General features: G+C 32.4%; 21 protein-coding genes and 3 tRNA genes. 10 read left to right on the forward strand and 14 right to left on the reverse strand.

The window, feature by feature from the left end; all coding sequences use genetic code 11:
- Window positions 1–256 precede the first annotated feature (256 nt).
- The 6 genes from HXZ74_RS03545 to mutY form a co-directional block, all read right to left on the reverse strand.
- Window positions 257–330, reverse strand: a tRNA-Asn gene (locus HXZ74_RS03545).
- A 58-nt stretch (window positions 331–388) separates the two neighbouring features.
- A tRNA-Asn gene (locus HXZ74_RS03550) sits at window positions 389–462 on the reverse strand.
- A gap of 65 nt (window positions 463–527) precedes the next feature.
- Entirely contained in the window at window positions 528–1838 is a 1311-nt protein-coding gene (gene rseP / locus HXZ74_RS03555) for an RIP metalloprotease RseP (protein ID WP_114998341.1), read from the reverse strand.
- A gap of 75 nt (window positions 1839–1913) precedes the next feature.
- Window positions 1914–2522, reverse strand: coding sequence for a gliding motility lipoprotein GldD (gene gldD, locus HXZ74_RS03560; RefSeq protein ID WP_280062216.1), 609 nt, complete (start codon window positions 2520–2522; stop codon window positions 1914–1916).
- Between the two features lie 15 nt (window positions 2523–2537).
- The gene (locus HXZ74_RS03565) at window positions 2538–2990 is read right to left on the reverse strand and encodes a single-stranded DNA-binding protein (RefSeq protein ID WP_280062217.1); all 453 of its coding nucleotides are present in this window, start codon (window positions 2988–2990) and stop codon (window positions 2538–2540) included.
- A 38-nt stretch (window positions 2991–3028) separates the two neighbouring features.
- Window positions 3029–4069: an A/G-specific adenine glycosylase gene (mutY, locus tag HXZ74_RS03570; RefSeq protein WP_286473876.1), complete on the reverse strand. Its 1041-nt coding sequence runs from the start codon at window positions 4067–4069 to the stop codon at window positions 3029–3031.
- A gap of 83 nt (window positions 4070–4152) precedes the next feature.
- Here mutY and HXZ74_RS03575 point away from each other — a divergent pair, with 83 nt between their 5' ends.
- From HXZ74_RS03575 to HXZ74_RS03595, 5 genes are all read left to right on the forward strand, one after another.
- Window positions 4153–4449, forward strand: a complete 297-nt coding sequence (locus tag HXZ74_RS03575) for an HU family DNA-binding protein (RefSeq protein ID WP_019975652.1) — start codon at window positions 4153–4155, stop codon at window positions 4447–4449.
- 213 nt (window positions 4450–4662) lie between these two features.
- On the forward strand, window positions 4663–6234 hold the full coding sequence (locus tag HXZ74_RS03580) for an Rne/Rng family ribonuclease (RefSeq protein WP_286473879.1): 1572 nt from the start codon (window positions 4663–4665) through the stop codon (window positions 6232–6234).
- Between the two features lie 57 nt (window positions 6235–6291).
- Window positions 6292–6966, forward strand: a complete 675-nt coding sequence (locus tag HXZ74_RS03585) for a TIGR02117 family protein (RefSeq protein ID WP_286473881.1) — start codon at window positions 6292–6294, stop codon at window positions 6964–6966.
- Window positions 6967–7102: 136 nt separating this feature from the next.
- Window positions 7103–7176: transfer RNA gene (locus tag HXZ74_RS03590), tRNA-Asn, on the forward strand.
- Window positions 7177–7296: 120 nt separating this feature from the next.
- On the forward strand, window positions 7297–7767 hold the full coding sequence (locus HXZ74_RS03595; protein WP_180905666.1) for an ecotin family protein: 471 nt from the start codon (window positions 7297–7299) through the stop codon (window positions 7765–7767).
- Window positions 7768–7819: 52 nt separating this feature from the next.
- Here the strand turns inward: HXZ74_RS03595 and HXZ74_RS03600 are convergent, their stop codons facing one another.
- From HXZ74_RS03600 to era, 3 genes are all read right to left on the reverse strand, one after another.
- Window positions 7820–9064: a DUF445 domain-containing protein gene (locus HXZ74_RS03600; protein ID WP_286473884.1), complete on the reverse strand. Its 1245-nt coding sequence runs from the start codon at window positions 9062–9064 to the stop codon at window positions 7820–7822.
- An 84-nt stretch (window positions 9065–9148) separates the two neighbouring features.
- Window positions 9149–9937: a universal stress protein gene (locus HXZ74_RS03605; RefSeq protein WP_038334827.1), complete on the reverse strand. Its 789-nt coding sequence runs from the start codon at window positions 9935–9937 to the stop codon at window positions 9149–9151.
- A gap of 110 nt (window positions 9938–10047) precedes the next feature.
- A complete protein-coding gene (gene era, locus HXZ74_RS03610; RefSeq protein ID WP_038334822.1) occupies window positions 10048–10935 on the reverse strand; it encodes a GTPase Era in 888 nt (295 codons plus the stop codon).
- A 222-nt stretch (window positions 10936–11157) separates the two neighbouring features.
- Here era and HXZ74_RS03615 point away from each other — a divergent pair, with 222 nt between their 5' ends.
- On the forward strand, window positions 11158–11427 hold the full coding sequence (locus HXZ74_RS03615; RefSeq protein WP_038334819.1) for a hypothetical protein: 270 nt from the start codon (window positions 11158–11160) through the stop codon (window positions 11425–11427).
- Window positions 11428–11485: 58 nt separating this feature from the next.
- Here the strand turns inward: HXZ74_RS03615 and HXZ74_RS03620 are convergent, their stop codons facing one another.
- Entirely contained in the window at window positions 11486–12529 is a 1044-nt protein-coding gene (locus HXZ74_RS03620; protein ID WP_114998352.1) for a hypothetical protein, read from the reverse strand.
- Window positions 12530–12703: 174 nt separating this feature from the next.
- On the opposite strand from HXZ74_RS03620, the gene scpA reads away from it, so the two are divergent.
- From scpA to HXZ74_RS03635, 3 genes are all read left to right on the forward strand, one after another.
- Window positions 12704–14836: a methylmalonyl-CoA mutase gene (scpA, locus tag HXZ74_RS03625; RefSeq protein ID WP_114998354.1), complete on the forward strand. Its 2133-nt coding sequence runs from the start codon at window positions 12704–12706 to the stop codon at window positions 14834–14836.
- Window positions 14837–14912: 76 nt separating this feature from the next.
- On the forward strand, window positions 14913–15422 hold the full coding sequence (locus HXZ74_RS03630; protein WP_038334805.1) for a hypothetical protein: 510 nt from the start codon (window positions 14913–14915) through the stop codon (window positions 15420–15422).
- A 59-nt stretch (window positions 15423–15481) separates the two neighbouring features.
- Entirely contained in the window at window positions 15482–18232 is a 2751-nt protein-coding gene (locus HXZ74_RS03635; protein WP_286473886.1) for an outer membrane beta-barrel protein, read from the forward strand.
- A 113-nt stretch (window positions 18233–18345) separates the two neighbouring features.
- On the opposite strand, the gene HXZ74_RS03640 is transcribed toward HXZ74_RS03635, so the two are convergent.
- Window positions 18346–19188, reverse strand: a complete 843-nt coding sequence (locus HXZ74_RS03640) for a siderophore-interacting protein (RefSeq protein ID WP_038334795.1) — start codon at window positions 19186–19188, stop codon at window positions 18346–18348.
- 177 nt (window positions 19189–19365) lie between these two features.
- Here HXZ74_RS03640 and HXZ74_RS03645 point away from each other — a divergent pair, with 177 nt between their 5' ends.
- A complete protein-coding gene (locus tag HXZ74_RS03645) occupies window positions 19366–20121 on the forward strand; it encodes a tyrosine-protein phosphatase (protein ID WP_114998358.1) in 756 nt (251 codons plus the stop codon).
- A gap of 28 nt (window positions 20122–20149) precedes the next feature.
- Here HXZ74_RS03645 and HXZ74_RS03650 read toward each other — a convergent pair whose 3' ends face one another.
- The 3 genes from HXZ74_RS03650 to HXZ74_RS03660 form a co-directional block, all read right to left on the reverse strand.
- Window positions 20150–22084 (reverse strand): heavy metal translocating P-type ATPase, encoded by a 1935-nt coding sequence (locus HXZ74_RS03650; protein WP_114998359.1) that lies wholly within the window; start codon window positions 22082–22084, stop codon window positions 20150–20152.
- Between the two features lie 60 nt (window positions 22085–22144).
- Window positions 22145–22561, reverse strand: coding sequence for a Fur family transcriptional regulator (locus HXZ74_RS03655; protein ID WP_038334787.1), 417 nt, complete (start codon window positions 22559–22561; stop codon window positions 22145–22147).
- Between the two features lie 83 nt (window positions 22562–22644).
- Window positions 22645–25443: a GH92 family glycosyl hydrolase gene (locus HXZ74_RS03660; RefSeq protein ID WP_280062620.1), complete on the reverse strand. Its 2799-nt coding sequence runs from the start codon at window positions 25441–25443 to the stop codon at window positions 22645–22647.
- Window positions 25444–25466: the final 23 nt, after the last annotated feature.

Below are 25466 nucleotides of genomic sequence, written 5' to 3' on the forward strand. Positions count from 1 at the left end.
TTTATAAAATTTATATTCTTTTTCTAATATTGTTCTGATATTTACCCTAAACCTACACACCCTACTATATAGATTCCTTTTGGTCTACAGAATAATTTTTGAAGATACCCCCATCTATAAATAAACTGAAAAGATATTATGCAAGTTGTCACACTTGATAAACTACTGTTCCTTAAAAACTACGTATTTTTTGTGCAATTTTTGTGCAAATAAAAAAGAGCTACAAACGCATTCGTTGTAACTCTTTATAATTCAGCTCCTCCTCTTGGGCTCGAACCAAGGACCCTCTGATTAACAGTCAGATGCTCTAACCAACTGAGCTAAGGAGGAAAATCCGATATTTTAAAATTTTATTTTTATGTCTTTGTTTGACATTTCACTAAAAAAGCTCCTCCTCTTGGGCTCGAACCAAGGACCCTCTGATTAACAGTCAGATGCTCTAACCAACTGAGCTAAGGAGGATTGTTGCTTAATTGTGGGTGCAAATATAGAAGTATTTTTTACACCCACAAAAAATATTTTAAAATTTATTTAAAAATCATATTCACAATATCGTTCCCAAAGATGAATACCATTAATCCTAAGATAATTACAACTCCAACCATTTGTGCTTTTTCTAAAACTTTTTCACTTGGTTTTTTACCTGTCACCATTTCATAGATAGCAAAAACAGCATGTCCACCGTCCAAACCTGGAATTGGTAATAAGTTAATAAATGCTAACCAAGCAGAAATCATTGCCGTAAATGACCAGAAAAATAACCAGTTCCATTCTTTTGGCATTTGTTTTACCATTCCAATTGGTCCAGCAACTTGCTTACGACCGTCTTTTACTTGGAACAATGTCCCAATTCCACGAACTTGCGTTGCAATCGCTTCAAATGGCTCTACAATTCCTTTTGCGATTCCTTCACCAATTGTATAATCTTCCTTAGAAATTAATGAATCTAAATATGCTGTTGATCTTAGGAATCCAATGCTTCCATCTTTATCTACATTTACCATCAACTCTACAGGCTCGCCTTTTCTTTCAACACTTAAAGAAACTGTTTTTCCTTTGTATTCTTTTAATTTATTTGTTAAATCTGAAAATAGAGGTGTTGTGAAACCATCAATAGCAATTACTTTATCATCTTTTAATAAACCTGCTTTTTGTGCTGCACTATTCTCAACAACAGAATCCACAACGGTTGGCATTTGAGGAATAAAGAAAGCGCCTTTAGCGTTTAAAATTTCAGTTCTGAAATCTTCTGTAATTGGTAAAGAAACTTCTTTTCTTTGACGTTTTACATCTAAAGTTTCACCACCCAACAAGGCTTCTTTTCCTATTTCATTTAATGCTTGATATTTAACACCATTTACACCAACTGGAATATCACCTTTTTGCAAGCCGAATTTAGTTTGCGTTGCATTCGCTTCGATTCCATATTGCATTTTGTTTACATCAACAAAGCTTTTTCCTTGAGAAATAAATAAAATAGTATAAATAATCATCGCTAAAATGATATTTACAATAATACCACCTAACATAATAATTAATCGTTGCCAAGCTGGTTTTACACGGAATTCCCACGGTTTTGGCTCTTGTTTCATTTGTTCCAAATCCATGCTTTCGTCAATCATTCCCGAAAGTTTTACGTATCCTCCAAGAGGCAACCAACCGATACCGTAAACAGTATCACCAATTTTCTTTTTCCAAATGGCAAATTTCACATCGAAAAAACAAAAGAAACGTTCGACACGAACGCCAAACCATCGCGCTGTTACATAATGTCCTAGTTCGTGCAACATTACTAAAAGCATCAAACTAAGCATTAAGGTAGCTATCTGTATTAACATATTGTTTTAAATTTATTTATGTTCTAATTTTATTAAACGATTACAAAATTAATCGAATTTATTTATCAAAGCGGTTTATTTTTTCCATTCTAAGGTTTCTAACAATTTTTTTACATCTTTTTTGATATAATCAACTGCTGGAGCTAAAGAATCGGGTTTTGGTTGAGTTTTGAAATAAACCGAACCTGCTAAAAAATTCTTTACACTATCCGTCGCATGAAATTGAATATTAATCGCCGATTCTCCTCCTAATTCATACATAGTACCAAAAACCTTTTTTTCTGGAAAAGAAAATTCTTGTGGCGAAATAAAACTGGCTTTAACCGTCTGTTCTTGCACGAAACTCTCACTTTCTTTTATTTGAACGATTAAATCTTGTGGTGACTGAACCGAAAAATATGTCAGGTAAATTGTTGCTTTCATTCGTGGATAAACAATATTGAAAGAGTTTGGTTTTTTCCCCACAATTACCTTCCCAAAGTTTGAATATTGAAAAGTATAAGGCACATTTTCTTTGAATGATAGATAAGTTTGCTGCGGATATTCGAGACGAACTTGTCCTAATGGTTTGGCAACTTCTTCGCTTTTATTGCACGACACAAAAAAAATAGCACTACTACATAATGCTATTATAGTTTTAAAATTCATTGTATAACGTAAAACGTTAAGTTTTGTAAAATTCATTTAATTTTTTAATTTCTAAAAAGGCAAATCGTCTTCTCCTTCATCTATAAAAGGCGGCTCGACAACTGTTGTGTTTTGTTGACTTTGCTGAATTTTGTTCTGATCATTTTGCATGGCTTGACGTTGTTCATTGTCAATTTTTGGTGTCAAAAACTCGATTGAATTTGCTACGATTTCTGTTGTATAACGCGTTTGTCCGTTATCGTCCCATTTTCGGGTTTTAATGCGTCCTTCAACAAAAACTTTATCTCCTTTTTTCAGATAACGATCACATAATTCTGCCAATTTATTGCGTGTCACAATATTGTGCCATTCTGTTTCTGTAATTCGCTCTCCCGTTCTAGAGATGTAAGATTCTGTCGTTGCAATAGGAAATCGTCCAATACAATTCTGTTCGTCAAAATGATGCAATTTTACATCATCACCCAAATTTCCGATCAAAAGTACTTTATTCGTTGTTCCATTCATAGTTGTAATAGGTTTTTAGTGGCTTGTTACTTACAAAGTTAATCCAAATAATGTTTATTTATAAATTTTTCTATTGGTTTTGGAAGCGGATAATGTTCGAGATCGTTTAAAGCAATCATTTCAAAATCATTTTCGGCTTGCAAATTTGTTATATCTCTTAAAGATACATTTAATTTCCAATATTTTATAAATAAATTTTGATGCGACAAAATGTGTTTCTCTTCTTCGATAAAAGTTAGATTATTTTCAAGATTTTGATCTAAAATCCAACCTTTATCCAATAAATCAGTTTCAGTTTCGATTTTTGGAAAAGTGAATAAATTTTTCCAAACATCATTCCCAATTCGTTTAGACAAGGCAATTTTATCTTCATTTTCGATGAGAATAAAGTGTAAAAAACGATTCGAAACTTTTGTCTTTTTCAATTTTATTGGCAATTCGTTGACTTTATTTAATCGAAGCGCTTCACAAGACTCATTAAGTGGACAAATTTCGCATTTTGGTTGTTTTGGTGTACAAATCGTTGCTCCCAAATCCATCACCGCCTGATTAAAATCACCCGGACGTTTTTTATCAATGATTTCTAAGCCCAAATCCCAGAAAATCTTCTTTGTTTTTGGCGAACTTATATCATCTGTAATATTAAAATATCGCGCAAAAACTCGAAACATATTTCCGTCTACAGCAGGAACAGATTCATCATATACAATAGATGCAATTGCAGCAGCAGTGTAATCTCCTACTCCTTTTAGCTTTTTTAAATCTTTGAAATTATTCGGAAATTGTCCATTTAATTCATCAGCAATCGTCTTTGCCGTGAAGTGCAAATTTCTGGCACGGGAATAATAACCTAGTCCTTGCCAGAGTTTTAGGACTTTTTGTTCGTCGGCATTTGCCAAATCGAAAATAGTCTCAAATTCTTGTATGAAATTATTGTAAAATTTCATACCTTGGTCAACCCTTGTTTGTTGGAGAATAATTTCCGACAACCAAATGTGAAATGGGTCTTTTGTATGACGCCAAGGTAAATCTCGTTTATTTTTGTCAAAATATGACAAAATCAGATAGTTGAAGTTCATAAAAACTGAAAAAATCTTTTTTTGTTGGGATACTATCGTTATATTTGCACCCGCTTTCAAATTTAAGAATAATAAGAGGAATTATGACAAAGGCAGAAATAGTAAATAACATTTCAGGTAAATTAGGACTTGAAAAGAGCGATACTCAAAGAGTGGTAGAATCGTTTATGGAGGAGGTGATTAAATCATTAGTAGAAGGAGAAAATGTATACTTAAGAGGATTTGGTTCTTTTACTATTAAAACTAGAGCTGAAAAAACAGGTAGAAACATTACAAAAGGTACTTCTATCATTATCCCAGCACACAACGTTCCTACATTTAAACCAGCTAAAACTTTCATCGAAGATGTAAAGACTAGCGAAGCAAACGTAATCAAATAACAATAAAATAATTGTATCATGCCAAGCGGAAAAAAACGTAAAAGACATAAGGTAGCGACGCACAAACGCAAAAAACGTCGTCGTCTTAACAGACACAAAAAGAAAAAATAATTAGTAGCTAAGCTATTAATAATTTAGTCTTTTTACAAGATAGCACTTTTCAATGGAAATTTTGGAAAGTGCTTTTATCATTTTTAAAAACATAATTTTTTGATGAGTAAAGAATTAGTGATTTCAGCCTTAGCTGATCAAGTACGCATCGCAGTTTTAGATGAAGGTCGCTTGATGGAATTTCATCAAGATACTGCAAATGATGGCTTTGCAGTTGGCGACATTTACTTGGGTAAAATCAAAAAATTAGCTCCTAGTTTAAATGCAACCTTTGTTGACATTGGTTATTCGAAAGATGCATTTTTACATTATCATGACTTAGGTCCACAAATACGTTCGTCAAATGCATACAACAAAATTGTAGCAAATGGCACGTACAAAACCGAAAAATTGAAGAACTTCCGTATGGAAGAACCGATTGACAAAGATGGACAAATTACAGATATCTTTGCTCCAGGTGATTCCGTTTTGGTTCAAATTACAAAAGAACCAATCCATACGAAAGGACCAAGAATTACTTCTGAAATTTCAATTGCTGGTCGATATTTAGTTTTAGTTCCATTTTCGGAACGTGTTTCGATTTCGCAAAAAATCAAACAAAAACCAGAACGCGATCGTTTAATCAAAATTTTAGAAGGTTTAACACCAGAAGGCTTCGGAGTTATTATCAGAACAGTTGCCGAAGAGAAGAACGCAGAAGAATTGCAAGCAGATTTGGCTTATTTGTTAAACAAATGGACTCAAATCTTCAAAAATCTTCAGAAAAAGAAAGCGCCAGCTAAAATTCTTAGCGAAATGGACAGAGCTTCTTCTATTTTGAGAGATAATTTTAATGATGATTTTATTAAAATTTCTGTTGATGATGACGAATTAGCTGACGAAATGCGCGAATATTTGGAAGTTATTGCACCAGATAAAATTAATTTGGTAAAAGAATATGACGATCCATTTGTTCCAATTTTTGAAAAGTTTAATGTCGAAAGACAAATTAAACAAGCTTTTGGTAAAACGGTAACTATTCCACAATCTAAAGGTGCATATCTTGTGATTGAACATACAGAAGCGTTACACGTAATTGATGTGAATTCGGGAAATATTTCTCGTAATTCTAAAAATCAGGAAGATTCAGCTTTTGCCGTAAACAAAATTGCTGCTTCTGAAATTGCACGTCAGTTGCGATTACGTGATATGGGAGGAATTGTTGTGGTCGATTTTATTGACATGACGGATGTAGAACATAAGAAAGAATTGTTCGAACATCTGAGAGCTGAAATGGCGAAAGATAAAGCAAAACATAAGATTTTGCCACCAAGTAAATTTGGATTGATTCAGATTACAAGACAACGCGTTCGCCCAGAAGTGAATTTCGTTACAACTGAAGAAAATCCTAACCAAGAATCGAATGAAGTTGAAGCACCTATCGTTACAATTGATAAAATTGAACAAGTGCTCTTGAATATCCTTGATAGAAAAGATAAGGATTTACGAAAAATGTCGTTGCACGTGCATCCTTTCGTAGCTGCTTATTTACAACATGGATTGCCAAGCATTCAGATGAAATGGTTTTTTAAGCATAAAAAGTGGATTAAGATTGTACCAAGAGATGCGTACAAATACTTACAATTTAATTTCTTGGACAAAGATCATAATACACTTTACAACGAATCAAATTAAAAAAAACCTCGCAATTGCGAGGTTTTTTTATTTATATTCGTTACTCAACAAAATACTATGAAAAAAATCTTTCGAATTCTACTCAAAACTTTAGGTGCTTTAGTTTTACTGACTGTGGTGTATTTACTTGCAGTAGTTTTGCTGCCATTAATTCCAGTGAATAAGCAAAAAGAAAAGCCTAATGATCAAATCACAGCGTATATTTTGACAAATGGCGTACATACGGATATTGTGGTTCCAGTAAAATCTAAAGCGATTGATTGGTCGACTTTTGTGCCTTTTTCAGATACGAAATCGAAAAAAGAATACAAATATATTGCCTTTGGTTGGGGTGATAAAGGTTTCTATTTGGATACACCAGAATGGAAAGATTTGAAATTTTCTACTGCTTTAAATGCTGCATTTTGGTTGGGAGATTCGGCGATGCATACTACTTTTTATGATAAAATGACGTTGGGAGAAGATTGTAAAAAAGTAAACATGAACTTGGAGGAATATCAAAAATTAATTGTTTACATCAAGCAATCATTTGATTTAGATAAAAATAACAAAGTCGAATTAATAAAAACGGATGCTGTTTATGGTGATAGCGATTCGTTTTACGAAGCAAAAGGAAGTTACAGCTTATTTTTTACGTGTAATACGTGGGCAGCAAGCGCACTAAAAGCAGCAAATAAAGAAGCTCCATTGTGGACGGCAACACAACAAGGAATTTTTCGTCATTATGAATAATTTTTTTTGAATTATTTCTGATTCATTTTCAAAGAGTTGTCTATTAATGCGACTTGTAGAACGAAAAAAAATACTTTTAAGATTTGGAAGTAATAAAATTTGCTCTATATTTGCAACACAATATCGATAACGATACTCCTCCTTAGCTCAGTTGGTTAGAGCATCTGACTGTTAATCAGAGGGTCCTTGGTTCGAGCCCAAGAGGAGGAGCAAAAAAGACAATCAAATTGATTGTCTTTTTTTATTTCACAAATATTTAACATTCCCTCGCACAACCATTCACCCAACTTTTGCATCTTACTAATAGAAAACAAATAAAATCAAATTAGTATGAAACTTAGAAAAGTATTTAGCGTTTTAGCATTATTAATGGTTATGGTAACATTCGCCCAAAAAAATATGAAAATAGATTATTCAATGTATCCAAAAGCAAAAGATGGATATGAACAGAAAATTATCACGTTGAAAACTTTACCTAACGAAGATAATTATAGTGTAGAAATTTTCGCAGGTAAAAAAACATTGGTTGATTCTTGTAATCATTTTTTCTTAGCAGGAGCCTTCGAACAAAAAACTGTTGATGGTTGGGGTTATGATTATTTCAATTTCGAATCAAATGGTAACGTTGGAGGAACTTTAATGGGATGTTTTGACAATAAATCTGTCGAAAAAATTGTACACGCACAATCTATTCAAACGCGTTACAATAGCAAATTACCAATCGTAGTTTACGTACCAAAAGGCTATACTTTAGAATATAGAATTTGGAAAGCAGATGAAAAACTTAATTTAGTTAAGTAATATTTATAGTTGTTAATTGAAAAAGCTCGAGAATTTCTCGAGCTTTTATATTTTAATGAAATACCAATTGCGTGATCGTGTAAATAACTAAACCAACAAGTCCTCCAACCAACGTTCCGTTAATCCGAATAAATTGCAAGTCTTTCCCAACTTCCAATTCTAGCTTTTCGCTCAACTCTTTTCCTTCCCATTTATCAACCGTATTACTAATCAAACTTTCCACTTCTTTGACATTTCGTAAAATCATACGGTAAATAAAATGACGCACCCAACCATTAATCTTATCAATCATTTCTTGGTTATCATTCAAATTTTCGGTCAATTTTTTTATATTTTTCTTAATGTAAACTTGCATTGCAGAATTTTCATCATCAAAACTTTCGGTCAAATTTTGTTTAATCGCCAACCACAAATCCAAAGCATAATCATTCAATCGTTCTTTTGTGATAAAATCATCTCGAAGCGATTCTAACCTAAATTTCCAATCGGGAGATTCTTTTATATTCTGAATATTTTCTCGGATAATTCGTTCGATATTATGACGAATTGGATGCTCTTTGTCCGCTTCAACCTCATCCAAAAAACTAACCACGCCTTCCACTACTCCTTTCGATATTTTTTTACCAGCAAAAAATGAAATCACAGGATGTTTTTCATTTAATTTATCTTTAATAATCAAATCACTTTCTAAGATATACTCTTTCGCTTTTGGAATGATTGCTTCCAAAATTTCGTCGTGTTTTTCCTTTTCTAAAATATATTCTAAACTTGACGAAACTAATTCAGGTAAATCAAATTGTTTCAAAATTTCATCACCTTTCAAGGTTATAAAATCAACGACATCTTTATCATCTAAATCTTTGACAATTTTCTTGGAGAAATTAATCAATTCTTCTTGCAACATTTCTTGATTCGTAGGTTTATTCAACCAATCTGCTGCGTATTTTACAACTTCTAATTTCTCGATATATGGACGAATTGTAGATGGTGTCAAAAAATTCTCAGTTACAAACTGTCCCAAATTATCTCCAATCGAATTTTTACTATTTTCGATCAAATTTGTATGCGGAATTTTAAGTCCAAGCGGATATTTGAACAAAGCCGTAACCGCAAACCAATCGGCAAGTGCACCAACCATTGCTGCTTCGGTAAATGCTTCCACATATCCAATCCATTTCGCAGGTGAATGTTGACTTAGATAAACCATCAAAAAGTAAATAAAAGCCATCAAAATGAATAATCCTGTTGCAATTGCTTTATGTTTTTTGAGGTTTTGTATTTTCTGAAGTTCCGTCATAAAAGTGTTTTGAGAAATTTGTTGCAAAAATTTAGCCAATCAAAAAAGCGGAGAATTCTCCGCTCTAAGTTTTATGTTTTTAATTTATTTACTTTCCTGAAAAACCAATAACGCTACATTTGCACTCGACAATAATCGTTGGCTATGATTAATTGTAAATAATCTTTCAAAAGATGATAATTCACGGTGAACAACGCCTAATACATCGATATTGTTTTTCATACAATAATTGATTAAACCACCTTCTACATCTTTACTCGGTTCAATTGTAATCATCGCTTCAGGATATTCTTCTTCCCATTCTTTTTTTACGCTTAACATTTGCGGAGTAATCGATTTGTCATCAACATGTACAATGTTCAACAATTTATCGTAACGTTTTGTCACTTCTTCCATTTGCGCCAAAGCTTTTGTCTCTTTTTGATTAAACAATGTAGCATAAGCAAAATTTCTTTCTTCTTTAAATTTCACATTATTTGGAACAACCAACACAGGCGCAGGCGAATTATTAATGACATTTACAGTATTAGAGCCAAAAAACTTTTTGCCTAAACTATTTTGTCCATTCGTTCCCATCACCACATATTGTATATCATCTTTGTTGATAATATCCAAAATCATTAACAACAAATCGCCAACAACCAAAGAACTCTCTATTTTTACATGTTCAAGGTTATTTTCTTTTGCAATATTTTTAAGTTTATTGATATAATTTTCGAAGTTTTCTTCTGTAACTTCAAGATAATTTTTAAGATTTGATTGTACCGAAACTAACTTAATATCTGTTTTAAGAACTTTTGCAAGGTTTAACGCATACAAAAAAGCATTGTTCGCTGTTTCCGAAAAATCGGTTGGAAATAATATTTTAGCCATAATAATTAAATTCTAGAATAGATTTTGTTCTATAAATTTACAACTAAAATTTAGGTAAAGCCACAAAAAAAGTCTTGATTTCTCAAGACTTATCTATTTTTTAACCGTTTTTAATAACCAAAACGACGCAAATCATTCTCTTTGCTTCTCCAATCTTTTCGCACTTTCACGAAAAGTTTCAAGAATACTTTTTTATCAAAGAATTTTTCTAACTCTTCTCTTGCTTCTTTTCCTACTTTCGATAAAGACTCTCCTTTATGTCCAATAATAATTCCTTTCTGAGAATCGCGTTCTACAAAAATTTCAGCTTCGATAGAAATTAAATTCAAATCTTCTTTGAAACGCTCTGTTACTACCTCAACAGAATATGGAATCTCTTTTTGATAGTTTAATAAAATCTTTTCACGAATTACTTCGTTTACAATAAAACGCTCCGAACGGTCTGTTAATTGATCTTCTGGATAATATTGTGGCCCTTCTGGAATAATTGCTTTGATCTTATTAATCAACAAATCTACATTCACGTTTTCTTTTGCCGAAATAGGTAAAATCTCTGCTTTTGGCAATAATTCGTGCCAATATTCTACCGCTTCATTCAATCGATCCGGCGTAGCTGTATCAATTTTATTCAACAATAAAATAATTGGTGTAGATGTTTTTTGCAGACGTTCGAAAACTTGTTCATTTTTCAATCGTTTTTCTCCAATTTCTACAACATAAAGAATCACATCAGCATCCACCAACGATTCATTAACTGCATCCATCATTTTTGTTTGCAGCTCATAAGCAGGATCCAAAACACCAGGCGTATCCGAAAATACAATCTGATAATCTTCTCCTGTCAAAATACCTTTGATACGATGACGCGTAGTTTGCGCTTTGTGTGTTGCGATAACCAAACGCTCTTTCATCAACATATTCATCAAAGTAGATTTTCCAACATTTGGATTTCCTATGATGTTTACAAAACCGGATTTAAATTTCTTTTCGTCTGACATTCTGCAAATTTAGTGATTTCTATAATATTATTTCAGATTAATATGTTGAAGAAAAGATTAATATTCTAATGAAATTTTAATTTCATAAAATTGATTTTGGTCTGTATTTTGAATAATTCTAATTAAGTTCAAAAAAATATGACGAAAGTTATGGTTTATTGAAAAATATGATTAATTTCATACATGTGTTATGGAAGATTAAATTAACCAAAATTTAAAAAAATGATGAAAGCAGAACTTATCGAAAAAGAAGAAGTAAGAAACTATAAATTTTTAGACGCGCCAAAAGACGAAGTAACGGTAGAGGCAAACAAATTGAATGGTGCAGTAAGATTAGGAAACGAATTCAAATCGAAAGCATATATTACATTTCAGACAGATCAAGGTCCTAAGAAAATTGAGACGACTGTTTGGTCTGTTACGGATAAATTTTTACAAATTAAGAATGGAGTTTTGATTCCGTTAAAATCTTTAATTGATATTCAATACTAAAAATTGTTTATTGCTTAAATTAAAAAAGGGATACGATGACATCGTATCCCTTTTTTAATTAATTATTTTCGTTAGATTCTTTCAACAATCTAATTAATTCTGCTCTAATAGCTGCTTTATCATTACTTTTCGGGAAATCTCCGATAAAAAATGTTTGTTGCGGAACTTCATAAGATTCTAATTCACTTTTTGGAATATCAACATGTTCTGCAAATCGACTTTCTATTACCAAAGAAATTACATCTTCTGTAGATCCTTTTTTCGGAAAAGCAATCACAATAAAATTATAATCTATATATGGTTTTAATTTCTCTTCGATCAATTCTAAATTCACCACATCTTTCCCATTCAACTTACACTCATTTCTAGAAATCCATCTAAACTTTTTCTGATCATCCGAAACAACAGCCTGTCTATATAAATTTAGTGATTCTTTTTCGTAAGGCGAATTCAAGACTAAATTACCTTTTTCATCTTCCGAAAGTTCTATTTTATCTAAAACAGTATAATCTGTTTCATCTATTTTTTTTACTGCAATCGGAAACCCATTCGCGGTAAAAACTTGATAAAAAGTTGTTTTCGTTTGATCATTCAATTTACTTTTCAAATCATCTGACAAATCATCACTTTCGATTGCAATTTTTTCGATTCTTGCTAAATCTTCAAAAGAGTTTTCAATCTGTTTCTTTGTCAAATAAGCATAATTTAATGCGTATCCTATTTCGTCTTGACTTTCGTCTGTTAATGGAATCTTCACTTTATCCGAATCTTCATGACAATACAAATCAAAACCTCCTTCTATGGCTTGAACCAATAAAATTTCTCCTTCATTTTCTAAAACCGATGAACTTAAAAGTGTAGAATCTCCTTTTTTCAATCCTAAAAAATTATTTAACGAATGAAATGTTTCATTCACAAATCGAGGATCAAAATTTGATATATAAACATTATCTTCTCTCGAATAATGGAAATTAACTTTTTCTTCTTTTGAATCGATCTTTTTCATCAAATCAAAAATATCATTTTGCCATTGAAAGGTATTTTTATCCTGAAATTCACTTAAAATTTCTGGAATGCTTTTATTGTTAAAATCTAACTTCATAATAATTATTTTTTGTGCGTTTTTAATTTATTGATAATCAAATTCAATCAATAATTTTACCAAAAAACTCGATTAAAATGTTTTTTCAACTTTTGTTGACAAAAAGTTGAAAAAAGCAGTTTCAAAAATTGGTGATTTTATAAAATCTAATGGATAATTATTTATCTTAGCAAGATGAATCACAAAACAGATTTTTCGAATTTAAGATTTAAACGAAATCTAAATTCTAATCCATCACATATAGAGTCATTTGAATTAGATAGTTTACAAGTCAAAAGTGATTACAATTACGATGATGTAAAAGATCTGAAACAGATTAACTTTCTACCCGGAGTTGCACCATATTTACGTGGTCCTTATACGACTATGTATGTTCGTCAACCTTGGACAATTCGCCAATATGCAGGTTTTTCTACTGCTGAAGAATCAAATGCTTTTTACAAAAGAAATTTAGCTGCTGGTCAAAAAGGACTTTCAGTTGCTTTTGATTTGGCTACTCACCGAGGATACGACTCAGATCACGAGCGCGTTGTAGGAGATGTAGGTAAAGCTGGCGTTGCAATAGATTCTGTAGAAGATATGAAGATTTTGTTCAATGAAATTCCTTTGGATAAAATTTCGGTTTCGATGACAATGAACGGAGCTGTTCTTCCTATTTTAGCTTTCTACATTGTAGCGGCTGAAGAACAAGGCGTTTCGCAAGATCAACTTTCTGGGACCATTCAGAATGATATTTTGAAAGAGTTTATGGTGCGTAATACATACATTTATCCGCCAACTCCTTCGATGAAAATTATTGCAGATATTTTCGAATATACTTCTCAAAAAATACCTCGTTTCAATTCGATTTCTATTTCGGGTTATCACATGCAAGAAGCTGGAGCTACACCTGTTTTGGAAATGGCTTATACGCTTGCAGATGGTTACGAATATGTAAAAACTGGTTTGGAAGCAGGATTGAAAGTTGATGACTTCGCTCCTCGTTTATCATTTTTCTGGGCGATTGGAATGAATTTTCCTCAAGAAATTGCAAAAATGAGAGCTGCTCGTATGTTATGGGCAAAATTGATGCAAGAATTTGAGCCTCAAAATAAAAAATCATTAATGTTGAGAACACACTGTCAGACTTCTGGTTGGAGTTTAACAGAGCAAGAACCTTATAACAATATTGGTCGTACAGCAATCGAAGCCTTAGCTGCTGCATTAGGTGGAACACAATCTTTGCATACCAATGCATTGGACGAAGCAATTGCTTTACCAACAGATTTCTCGGCGCGTATTGCACGTAATACACAAATCATTTTACAAGAAGAAACTCAAATTTGTAGAACAGCTGATCCTTTTGGAGGAAGTTTTATGATTGAATCTTTGACAAATGAAATGGCAAATCAAGCCTGGGAATATATTCAAGAAGTTCGTGAATTAGGTGGAATGACGCAAGCCATAGAAGCTGGAATTCCAAAAATGCGTATTGAAGAAGCTGCTGCAAAAAAACAAGCCAAAATTGATTCTGGTGAAGTTGCGATTGTTGGTGTTAATGCTTATCGCTCGAAATTAGAACAACAAGAGTTCGAAATTTTAGAAGTTGACAACACAGCAGTTCGTCAAAAACAAATTGATCGATTAAATCAAATTAAGGCCGAGCGTAATAGCGAAGCTGTTCAAGATATTTTAGCGCAATTAACAAAAGCTGCTGAAACAGGCGAAGGAAATTTATTAGAATTATCTATCGAAGCGGCTCGTCGTCGTGTTACGTTAGGTGAAATTTCTGATGCATTAGAAGCTGTTTTTGGACGTCATAAAGCAATTACAAGAGGAATTCAAGGAGTTTATGCTATGGAAGCAGGTAAAATGAATAAATTTGAGGAAGCTCGTAATTTAGCTGACGAGTTTGCAGAAGAAGACGGACGTCGCCCTCGTATTATGGTAGCAAAAATGGGACAAGACGGTCACGATCGTGGTGCAAAAGTCGTTGCAACCTCTTTTGCGGATATGGGATTTGATGTGGATATTTCCCCATTGTTCCAAACGCCAGCAGAAGTTGCAAAGCAAGCTGTAGAGAATGATGTTCATATTTTAGGAATTTCTTCTTTGGCTGCAGGTCACAAAACATTGGTTCCGGAAGTTGTAAAGCAATTGAAAGAATTAGGTAGAGATGATGTTTATATCGTAGTCGGAGGTGTTATTCCGCGTCAAGATTATGATTATCTTTATCAAAATGGTGCAGATGCAATCTTTGGCCCAGGTACAAACTTAGCTGAATGTGCCTGCGAAATTTTAGAGAATTTATTGAAATCTTATAAATAAATCTATTTTAGTATGAGTATTCCTGTCTATTGACAGGAATATTTTTATATTTATACCACACAAACCTTAAAGCGAAATGAATAAAACTCTTCGAAATATTATCTTAATCATCTGTACAATTTTTATTATATGGTTTATTGGATACTTTCTGATTGGAGATTTTATCAGTTTAGAATTCGCGAATCATGACTTTGCAAAACTATTTCCAAAGCTTTTAACTTTTGCTGCGGCAGTTAGTATTTATGTGCTTTTTCTACTTTCGATCAAAAAGAAAGACGGATGGAGTTTTATGAATGTGATGAAATTTATCTTTGGAATTATCTTCGGATTTCTTCCACTTTTAACCTTCGAATATTATAGTATTGGAAGTTGTACAAATTGGAAAATTGATAAAAAAATTCAAAAAACGCTTTATAAATCCAATTCTTCTGATTCAGAAAAAATTGTTTTAATCGAAACATTTTGTCCAGAATCTAACCTAAAAACAACTCAAGTAAAGCGAATTGTAGAGATTACACCACTTTTTATAACAACTTCTGAAATTGATCTAAATAAAATTTCGGATAAAAGTTGGAAAAAACTTTAATCAAAATTAAACTTTGCCCAAAATTTGATGTCTAACAGATGAAGAAACCAATTCATCTCATGACAAAATATATTCTATCATTTCTTTTTAGCTTGATTACGATTTTTTCTTTTGGACAAGAAAAAGTCACAATTACAGGAAAAGTAACGGATGTACTTAATTTTCCTTTAACTGATTCTGAAGTTATTTTAGGCAATAAAGCCGATTCTACGCAAATTTCTACTACATCTACAAATGATGATGGTACGTTCAAGATTGAAATTAATTTGCAAGATAAACCTGTTTATCTAATCATTGATGATCCTTTAGAAGGCGTTTTCAAGCAAAGTTTCGAATCGATCAAAAACAATATTGATCTTGGAACAATTATCATTAATCCGATGATTTATGATTTGGATGAAGTTGTGGTGACAAATGTGGAACCTATGGTTGTAAAACAAGATACAATCGAATATAATGCTGATTCTTACAAAGTAAAACCGAATGCAAATTTGGAAGCTTTATTGAGAGAATTACCAGGTTTTGAAATGGATGATAGCGGAAATATTACGGTAAATGGAAAAGATGTTAATGAGATTTTGATTGATGGTGAACCATTTTTTGGAACAGATGGAAAAGTTGCGTTAGAAAATTTACCTGCGGATATTATCAAAAAAATTCAGGTTTCGGATTATAAAACAAAGAACGAAAAATTCTCTGGAGAACGTTCGAAATCGGATAAATCTTCGCTAAACATTACCTTGAAAGAAGATAAAAAGAAAGGTTATATGCTCAAAGCCACGGCGGGTTACGGAACGGATAATCATTACGAAGGCAATTTGATGGCAAATTATTTTAAAGGTAAAAAGAAAATTAGTTTGATTGGTTCTTCGACGGATATTGCAGCTTCTGGTATGACAAGCGGTGAAGGTTCGCGTGGTCGTGGCGGAATGGGGCGAAGAGGTTCTGATGGTATAACGACAAATACTTCGATTGGATTGAATTATAGCGATCAATTAAATGATAATTTGAAAATTGGAGCTGATTATCGTTTGAATCATTCGTTTTCAAAAAATGATCAATACAAACACATCGAAAATTTTGCGCCTAAAAATATTTATACTTCTGATGCAAATTCTAAAACAAAAAACGAAACGTATGGACATAATTTTGGAACAAATTTAGAATGGACGAAAAACAACACAAAAATTTATTTTTATCCATCATTTAGTAATTCATCATCTACAAATTCATCGATTTCGGATAGTAAAACATATTCAGATTTGGGTGACTTGAGAAACCAAATGAATCAAACATCGAATGGAAAATCAAATTCGAATACATTTAAAACATTATTATCACTTAATCAGAAATTCAAAAATAAATCATATCTAGATTTTAATTCAAGTATATCGATTGGTAAAACAGATCGAAATTCGTTCATCAATTCAACAACATTATATACAAATGATACGATAGCGGATGTTTATCGAAACATCAATGAGAAAAATATTTCGAAGAATAATCAATACAATTTTGATGTAAAATATACGTATCCTATTACAGATTCTTTGAAAATTGCTGTTGGTTCTGCTTATAATTTAACCGATTCTGAAACCAATAATAGAACGTGGAATTATAATGATGTAACGGGAGAATATGACAATTTGAACAATGATTTGACGCGTTTTTATTCAACTAAATTGAATGAATTTAATCCATATGCACAATTATTACTGAACAAAAATAAAATTTCGGCAACTGTACGTTTTGGTGCAAATATCTATAATCAACAAAATTTTGGAACGTTTAAAGCAGATGATTACAGCTCAACTCAAAACAAAACCTTGCCAGATATTTCGGGAAATATTCGTTATCAAAGCGGAAACAACTCGCTGTCTTTAATGTATAATTATCAGACAAGTTTGGCTTCGACATCACAAGTTTTACCGATTTTAGATGAAACTGATCCGTTAGATGTTTTCAAAGGTAACCCAGATCTTGATCCAAATAAAGCGCATCAAATCAATTTGATGTTCAGCAATTTTGATCGTAAAACGCGTCAAGGATTTAACGCTAACTTAGGTTATACGTACAACGAATCGAATATTGTGAATTATACAGAAATGGATTATTCGATTTATAAACGAACTACAACGTATGAAAATGTAAAAGGAAATTATCGTCTGAATGGTAACTTTTTCTTTAATAAACAATATCAAAAAGGGATCAATAAATTTAGAGTAAATGTAGGAATGTCTGCGAGTTATGCTTTAACGCAAGGTTTTAGAGATGCGGTGAAATATGAGCAATACAATACAACTTTATCACCTACATTGAGATTAAATTGGGATTATGGTGATTATTTAACAATTTCACCTTCTTATCGTTTGAACTTCACAAATTCTAAATATGTAAATTACTCAATTGACAATCAAAATAATATTACGCACAATTTTGGAATTAAAACGATTTCTACTTTTCCTAAAAATTTGACTTGGACAAATGATTTCAGTTACAATTATAACTCGAGAATGGCAGCAGGTTTCAAGCGTGATTTCTTTTTGTGGAATATAAGTTTGATGTATCGTTTCTTCGATGATAAGTTGGAAGCGGGTGTTAAAGTTTATGATTTATTGAATCAAAATAACAGTTATACGCGTACAATTACAGCAGAATCAACAATCGATCAACGCAATAATATTCTGACTCGTTTTGTAATGTTCTCGTTAACATTCAACTTAAATCAGTTTGGTGGAAAATCAACAAAAAATGGAGACGGAAACCGACCAAGAGAAGGTGGTGGAATGCGAAGAATGGAAATGCAATAGTAAAATAACAACAAAAAAACGGCTCAAAATTGAGCCGTTTTTTCAATTCTTATATAATCAAAAAAAGCTTCACCATTTCTGATGAAGCTTTTGATTAAATATCCCTCTTGTTTTTAGAAAACTCTTACCAACAATTCTTGTTCTATTTTATCGTGACAATTTTCTAATGCATTTCTCTCTGCTTTTCCAGCTTTCCAATGCGATGTACAATAAAATTCGTCTTTTTTCCATTCTAAATCATCTTTAAAAAATGATTTTATTTCCTTTACAGATTTAGATTCTCCCGCAACATAAGCAAAACGTTTTCCATCTTTGCGTTTCGGAAATTGCTGATTTTTCGTCAAACTATATAAAGCTGTTCCACTTCCTACATTTTGATTCACAATCCATTTAAATTCTAAATTTGCTTTTGTTTCAATTTGGTGAATATCATCTTCTGTTGGCACTTCCACACAAACAATTCCGTTTGTTTTAGCAGGAAGAGACTCTATAATTGCCGAAATTACAGGCAAACCTGTTAAATCTGCAGCTAAGAAAATGAAATCTGTTTTTGGAGCCAAGTCTTTCTTTTTCGACTTCATCGAAACCCCAATCATATCTCCAACTTTCGCCTCATTTGCCCAACGCGATCCTGGACCGTTCAATCCATGATTTGCAATATCAATCACAATCACATTGTTTTTTGCATCAATATCACGCAACGTATAGGTACGAGAAACTGGTTTAAATTTTTCTGATGGCGAAATCCATTTTTGATTTTCTTCATCATACTCAGCGTAGTGAATATCACGGATTCCAAGCGGTGGAAAAAGTAATTTACATGTTCCGCCCAACGTTGTATCCTTAAAAAAAGAAACATCATCATTCTCCAAATGAACGCGAATAAGATGTGGTGTCACAAATTCTTTCTTTTTTAAGATGAACTTCTCCTTCGCAATTTTCACTTTATCTCCCATCAGATTATTTAGATTTATTCTAATTCTATGCGAATATAAAATAAATTTAGATTGAATAAAAATAATAAAATGTTAAAGTAAAAAGTTATACTTTTTTTAATATCATTTTAATATGATAACTAAATAATTAGCCTTAACTTTTACATATCAAAAAATAACCTAAAAAACGAACAGAAAATGGAAAATACTTTTTGCGAAATCTCGCTCGAACAAAGAACTCTTCCACTTGAAGGCGGATTTAATTGCAGAGATTTAGGTGGAATAATTAACACAAAAAATGAAGTCATTAGAAAAGGATTGTTAATTCGATCTGATGATTTAGCAAATTTGACAGATGATGACTTGGAGATTTTAAACGATTTTCCAATTCGAACAATTATTGATTTACGCACGACTTACGAACGTTTAAAAAATCAAGATCACATTCCAAATAGTTGTAATCACGAAGTTCATTTGGATATTTCTTCTGGACATTTCGAAAATTTAGTGAAACAATTCAAAGCTGGAATTTCAAATCCGAAAGAATTTATGTGCAAAATTTACGAGGATTTTGTTTTAGATAAGACGTGTCAAACGCAATACAAAAGCTTTTTTGATATTATTCAACACAAAAATAGAACGCCAATTTTATTTCATTGTACAGCTGGAAAAGATCGAACTGGATTTGCAACAGCAATGATTTTATCTGCTTTGAAAGTCGATTTAGATACAATTATGGATGATTATTTGGCTTCTAATATCTTTTTGGAACAAAAATATGCTCACATCTTAAAAATCGATCCAAATTATAAATATCTAATTGATGTTTTACCTGAATATTTAGAAAGTTCTTATGAAGCGATTAATAAGAATTTTGGGTCAGTCGAAAATTATTTAACTGATATTTTAAAGGTTGATTTAGATTTGATGAAAGATTTATACATAAAAAAATAAGCGATCAATTGATCGCTTTATTTTTTATCTAAAATTTCATTCGTTGAATTCGTACCGCATTCAAAATTGCTAATAAAGCAACCCCAACATCAGCAAAAACAGCTTCCCACATATTGGCGATTCCTTCTGCACCAAGGAAAAGCACGATTATTTTAACGCCCATTGCTAAAATGATATTCTGTATCACAATCTTTTTTGTTTCACGACCAATTTTTATCGCCGTTGCTATTTTAGAAGGTTGATCGGTTTGGATTACAACATCTGCAGTTTCTATCGCAGCATCACTACCAAGTCCACCCATCGCAATTCCAACATCAGAAAGAGCTAAAACAGGTGCATCATTGATTCCATCTCCAACAAAAGCCACCACTTGATTTTGATCTTTTTTCAATGCTTCAACTTTCTCTACTTTTCCTTCTGGTAACAATCCACCAAAAGCTTCATCAACACCAACTTCTTTCGCAACTTTCTGCGTAATGGTATTTTTATCACCACTCAACATAATCGTTTTCGAAACACCCAAAGCCTTCATTTTCTGAATTGCTTGTTGCGCATCTTCCTTAATTTTATCGGCAATCGTAATATATCCAGCATATTTATTATCAACCGCGACTACCACAATGCTTTCTACAATATCATGAATTTCTTGTGGATACTGAATCGAGAAATGATCTAATAATTTAGTATTTCCAGCTAAAACTATTTTTCCATCAACTTTTCCTTTCAAACCTTTTCCAGAAATTTCTTCCACTTCAATCGCTTTCAATTCTGATGGATGACTTGCCACAATCGCTTTCGCAATTGGATGTGTAGATTGCTTTTCTAAAGCCGAAACAAGATTTAAAAAATCATTTTCAGGAAGATTAGTTTCAATTTTTTGCACTTCGAAAACACCTTCCGTCATTGTTCCTGTTTTATCCATCACAACCGTGTTTACTTTCGCCATTAAATCTAAAAAGTTAGAACCTTTTACTAAAATTCCGTTACGAGAAGCCGCTCCAATTCCACCAAAATAACCCAACGGAACCGAAATAACCAACGCACAAGGACAAGAAACAACCAAGAAAACTAAACCTCTGTACAACCAATCATGAAAATCATAATTGTCAACAAAAAAGTAAGGAATAATTACCAAAGCTGCAGCCAAAAAGAAAACGATTGGTGTATATATTTTTGCAAATTTTCGGATAAATAATTCAGTTGGTGCTTTGCGAGAAGCCGCATCTTGAACCATTTGTAAGATTTTTGCTATCGAACTATCTTCAAATTTTTTAGTCGTTTGAATTTCGATTACATTTTCAAGATTTAACATTCCTGCCAAAACAGTTTCTCCAGTTTTATAAATTGAAGGCTTACTTTCTCCCGTCAAAGCAGCAGTATTAAAACTTCCTTTATCTGAAATCATAATTCCATCTAACGGAACTTTTTCCCCAACTTTTACCTGAATTGTTTCTCCAATTACCACATCTTGCGGTTTTATTGTTTCGAAATTACCATTGCGTAAAACATGCGCTGTATCTGGGCGAACATCTAACAAGGCTTTGATATTTCCTTTTGCCTTATTAACCGCAGCTTCCTGAAACATTTCGCCAATAGTATAAAACAACATTACCGCTACACCTTCTGGATATTCTCCAATAATGAAAGCACCTAAAGTTGCAATTCCCATCAACGAAAATTCATTGAAAAAATCTAGCTTTTTAGCTAATTTAAAGGCTTCTCCCCAAACAGGAAATGCTACTATAATATAAGAAATGCCAAACCATATCAAACGAATAGTTTGATTATCAACAAACCAAGTTGGTTTTAAAACATATTGAACAAAAATCCCTGCAAAGAAAATAGCTAAACTGGCACCTAATAAAATTTTACTATTATTGTGTTCGTGGTCATGACCTTCGTGATTGTGATCATGAGTATCTTTATGTTCGTCATTTGACGTACTACAACAAGCTTTAGACATAATTCAAAAATTTATATTTCAAAACTATAAAGTTCTTGCTGCAATCTGGTTGCAAAGTGATTATTGCTTACATTGATCGCAAATTCCTTTCAGAATAAATGAAGATTGTTCGGCTTCGAAATTTTTAGGAAGTTTTATTTCTGGCACATGAATATTTCGCAAACAAAACGTTTGATTACAATTGTTGCAATGAAAATGAGCATGCGTAAACTCGGGCGTACATTTGCAACTCGACTCGCAAAGCGCATATTTTATAGAACCCGTTCCGTCCTCGATTGAATGAATTAATTTATTTTCTTCGAAAGTTTTTAAGGTTCTATAAATTGTTACTCGATCTGCCTGATCCATTTCAATTTCTAAATCAGCCAAGCTCAGCGCAACTTCTGCATTCATCAATTTATCCAAGACCAACAATCTCATCGCAGTCGGATTGATAGAACGATTTTGTAATGTTTTGTTTAAAATTTCTGTTTGCATTTTCTTCGATTTCGAATATAAAGTTACGAAAAAAGAGGCAAATCGTATTGATTTACCTCTTTTTATAAATTTTGAATATTATCTTATTTGATAGTTATTTCATCAACGAAAATATAGGATTTTCCTTGAAAAGGCTCTGCTAAATGACCTTTTGGAAATGCTCCATAATTTGTTGCTTTTACTTTAATGTAACGTGCTTTTTCTGCTTTGAACTGAACTTTCCATTGATCAGAAAAAATATTATTATCAAATGCATCAACTTGTTTTTCTAACATTCCAACCAATTTAAAGTTTTGATTATCTTGTGAAGTATACACTTCTAATTTTGTCGGTAACACAATCCAAGAACGAGAATCTTGCAAGAAATTCATGACAACAGAAGAAACGGATTTCGTTTTTTTCATGTCAACAATTGCTACAAAATCTTGGTCATAATAGCCTTGCCAATCACCTTTTTTCCAATTGCTATCTCCAAGTATTCCATCCAATAAACCTTGTGGTCCACCTGCATGATATTGTGGTGTATACGTAGAATTCAACTGAATTGTATAATCATTTGGTTTCTTTGTAAACGTTCCAGAAATCGTTTTACTTTTCTTTCCATTCATTTCTATGAAAGAAGAAATTGTAGTCGTTTCTTTTATTAAAATTGGCTTTTTATAGATTTCAGCTTTTTTACCATTCACCGAAACATAAATTTTTGCATTAGGTTCAGAAGATTTTACTTCGACATTCATTTTATTTTGAAATGATCTATCTTCAGCAACCAAAACTGGAACCGTTACAATTTTTTCACTTTCAGAAATAGTCTTAATCTCTCTATCTTTCAAGAATTCAAATCCTAAAAATTGATTTTCTTTATAATTATTTTTCGTGATTACACGCTTCGTTCCATCTTCTAAATTAATCGTGATTTCATCAAAATACGGCTCAACAGTCGTCCACATTCCAGAACCTGGCGTAACACTGTAAATTCCCATCGAAGCCAAAACATACCACGCACTCATCTGCCCACAATCTTCATTACCAATTAATCCATCTGGCGAATTTTTATAATGTTCATTCAAAATTTTATGAACCAATTCCTTCGTTTTCTCAGGTTTATCAATGTAATTGTACAAAAACGCTACGTGATGACTCGGCTCATTTCCTTGCGCATATTGTCCAATAAGTCCTGTAACATCCACTTGTTCGCGACCTGTTGTTTCTGATGGAGCATTAAATAATTCATCTAATTTTGCTTCAAAACCATCTTTTCCACCATAAATATCAATCATTCCATTAATATCTTGCGGAGCAAAAAATGTGTATTGCCAACCATTCGCTTCTGTGTAATTATTGTTTACTTCACGCGGATCAAACGGTTTTAGCCAACCTCCATTTTTCTTTGGCTGAATAAATTTTGTCTCATGATTAAATAAATTTTTCCAATATTGAGAACGCTCAATAAAGTAATTATAATCGTCTTGTTTATTTAAAATCAACGCCATTTGCGCAATACACCAATCATCGTATGCATATTCTAACGTTTTCGAAACTGATTCGTGTTCATCATCAATCGAAATAAATCCATTTTGTTTGTAGGCTTTCAATCCCAAATGATCCAACATTGCCGAATGTTTTGCTGCTTCATAAGCTTTCTCATAATCAAAGCCTTTGAAACCTTTTACCATCGCATCCGCAATCACAGACACCGAGTGATAACCAATCATACAATCCGTTTCATTGCTCGCTAATTCCCAAACAGGCAAACGTCCGCCTTGTTCGTAATGCTTGATAAATGTGTTAATAAAATCGATCGTTCTTCTCTTCTCAATCAACGTATACAAAGGATGCGCAGCACGAAAAGTATCCCAAAGCGAGAAAACTGAATAATAATCGAAATTATTTGCCAAATGAATTTGATCGTCCATTCCACGATAATTTCCATTCAGATCTTGCGAAATATTTGGTTGCATCATCGTGTGATACATGGCTGTATAAAAAATTGTTAGCTTATTTTTGTCTGAAGATTTTACTTCAATCTTCGACAATTCTTTGTTCCAAGCTTTTTCAGCAGCAACTTTAGTTTTAACAAAATCAAAAGTTGTTAATTCTTTGCTATTAACATCCGTTCCATTATATCCAGTTGTAGACAAGGTTACTTTTACCAAAATTTTCTCACCTTTCTTTACTTTTTTACCAAAAGCCAAGGCAATTTCATTTCCTTTAAATGTTTTAGATGTAATATTTCCGTCTTTTGAAGATGTTAATTTCAACGGAACATTAAATTCTATTTTAGCAAAAATCTTCTGATTTTTCGCCCATTCTTCCGAATTTCTGTAGACATAAAGTGTTTTAGCGTCTACAATTTTCACTTCACCGCCAACTAATTTATCACGATGATTAAGGTCTAAAATAATGTTTGCATCACCAGCTTTATTAAAAATATATTCATGCAAACCAACACGAGTTGTCGTTGTTAATCGAACATTGATATTGTATTTATCCAACAAAACTTGATAATATCCTGCAGTAGCTTTTTCATTTTTATGCGAAAATTTAGATCCATAATCCGCTTGATTAAAACTTTTCTGATTAAGTGTTGGCATCAACATAATATCGCCATAATCAGAAACTCCTGTTCCATTAAGATGTGTATGCGAAAAACCATAAATAAAATCATCTGAATAATGATATCCGCTACAGCCGTCCCAACTTCCATCAACACGCGTATCTGGCGAAAGCTGAACCATTCCATATGGCAAAGTCGCGCCAGGAAAGGTATGCCCATGACCACCGGTTCCAATAAAAGGGTTTACATATTGTGTATAATCATTTTTTTGAGCAAATGAAATACTGGAAATCATTATCCAAAAAACAGATAGTAAAATTGTTCTCATAAGTTTTTAGTGTTTTGAGTATC

The organism is Empedobacter sp. R750 (assembly GCF_030324345.1).
GTDB classification, from domain to species: Bacteria; Bacteroidota; Bacteroidia; order Flavobacteriales; family Weeksellaceae; genus Empedobacter; species Empedobacter falsenii_C.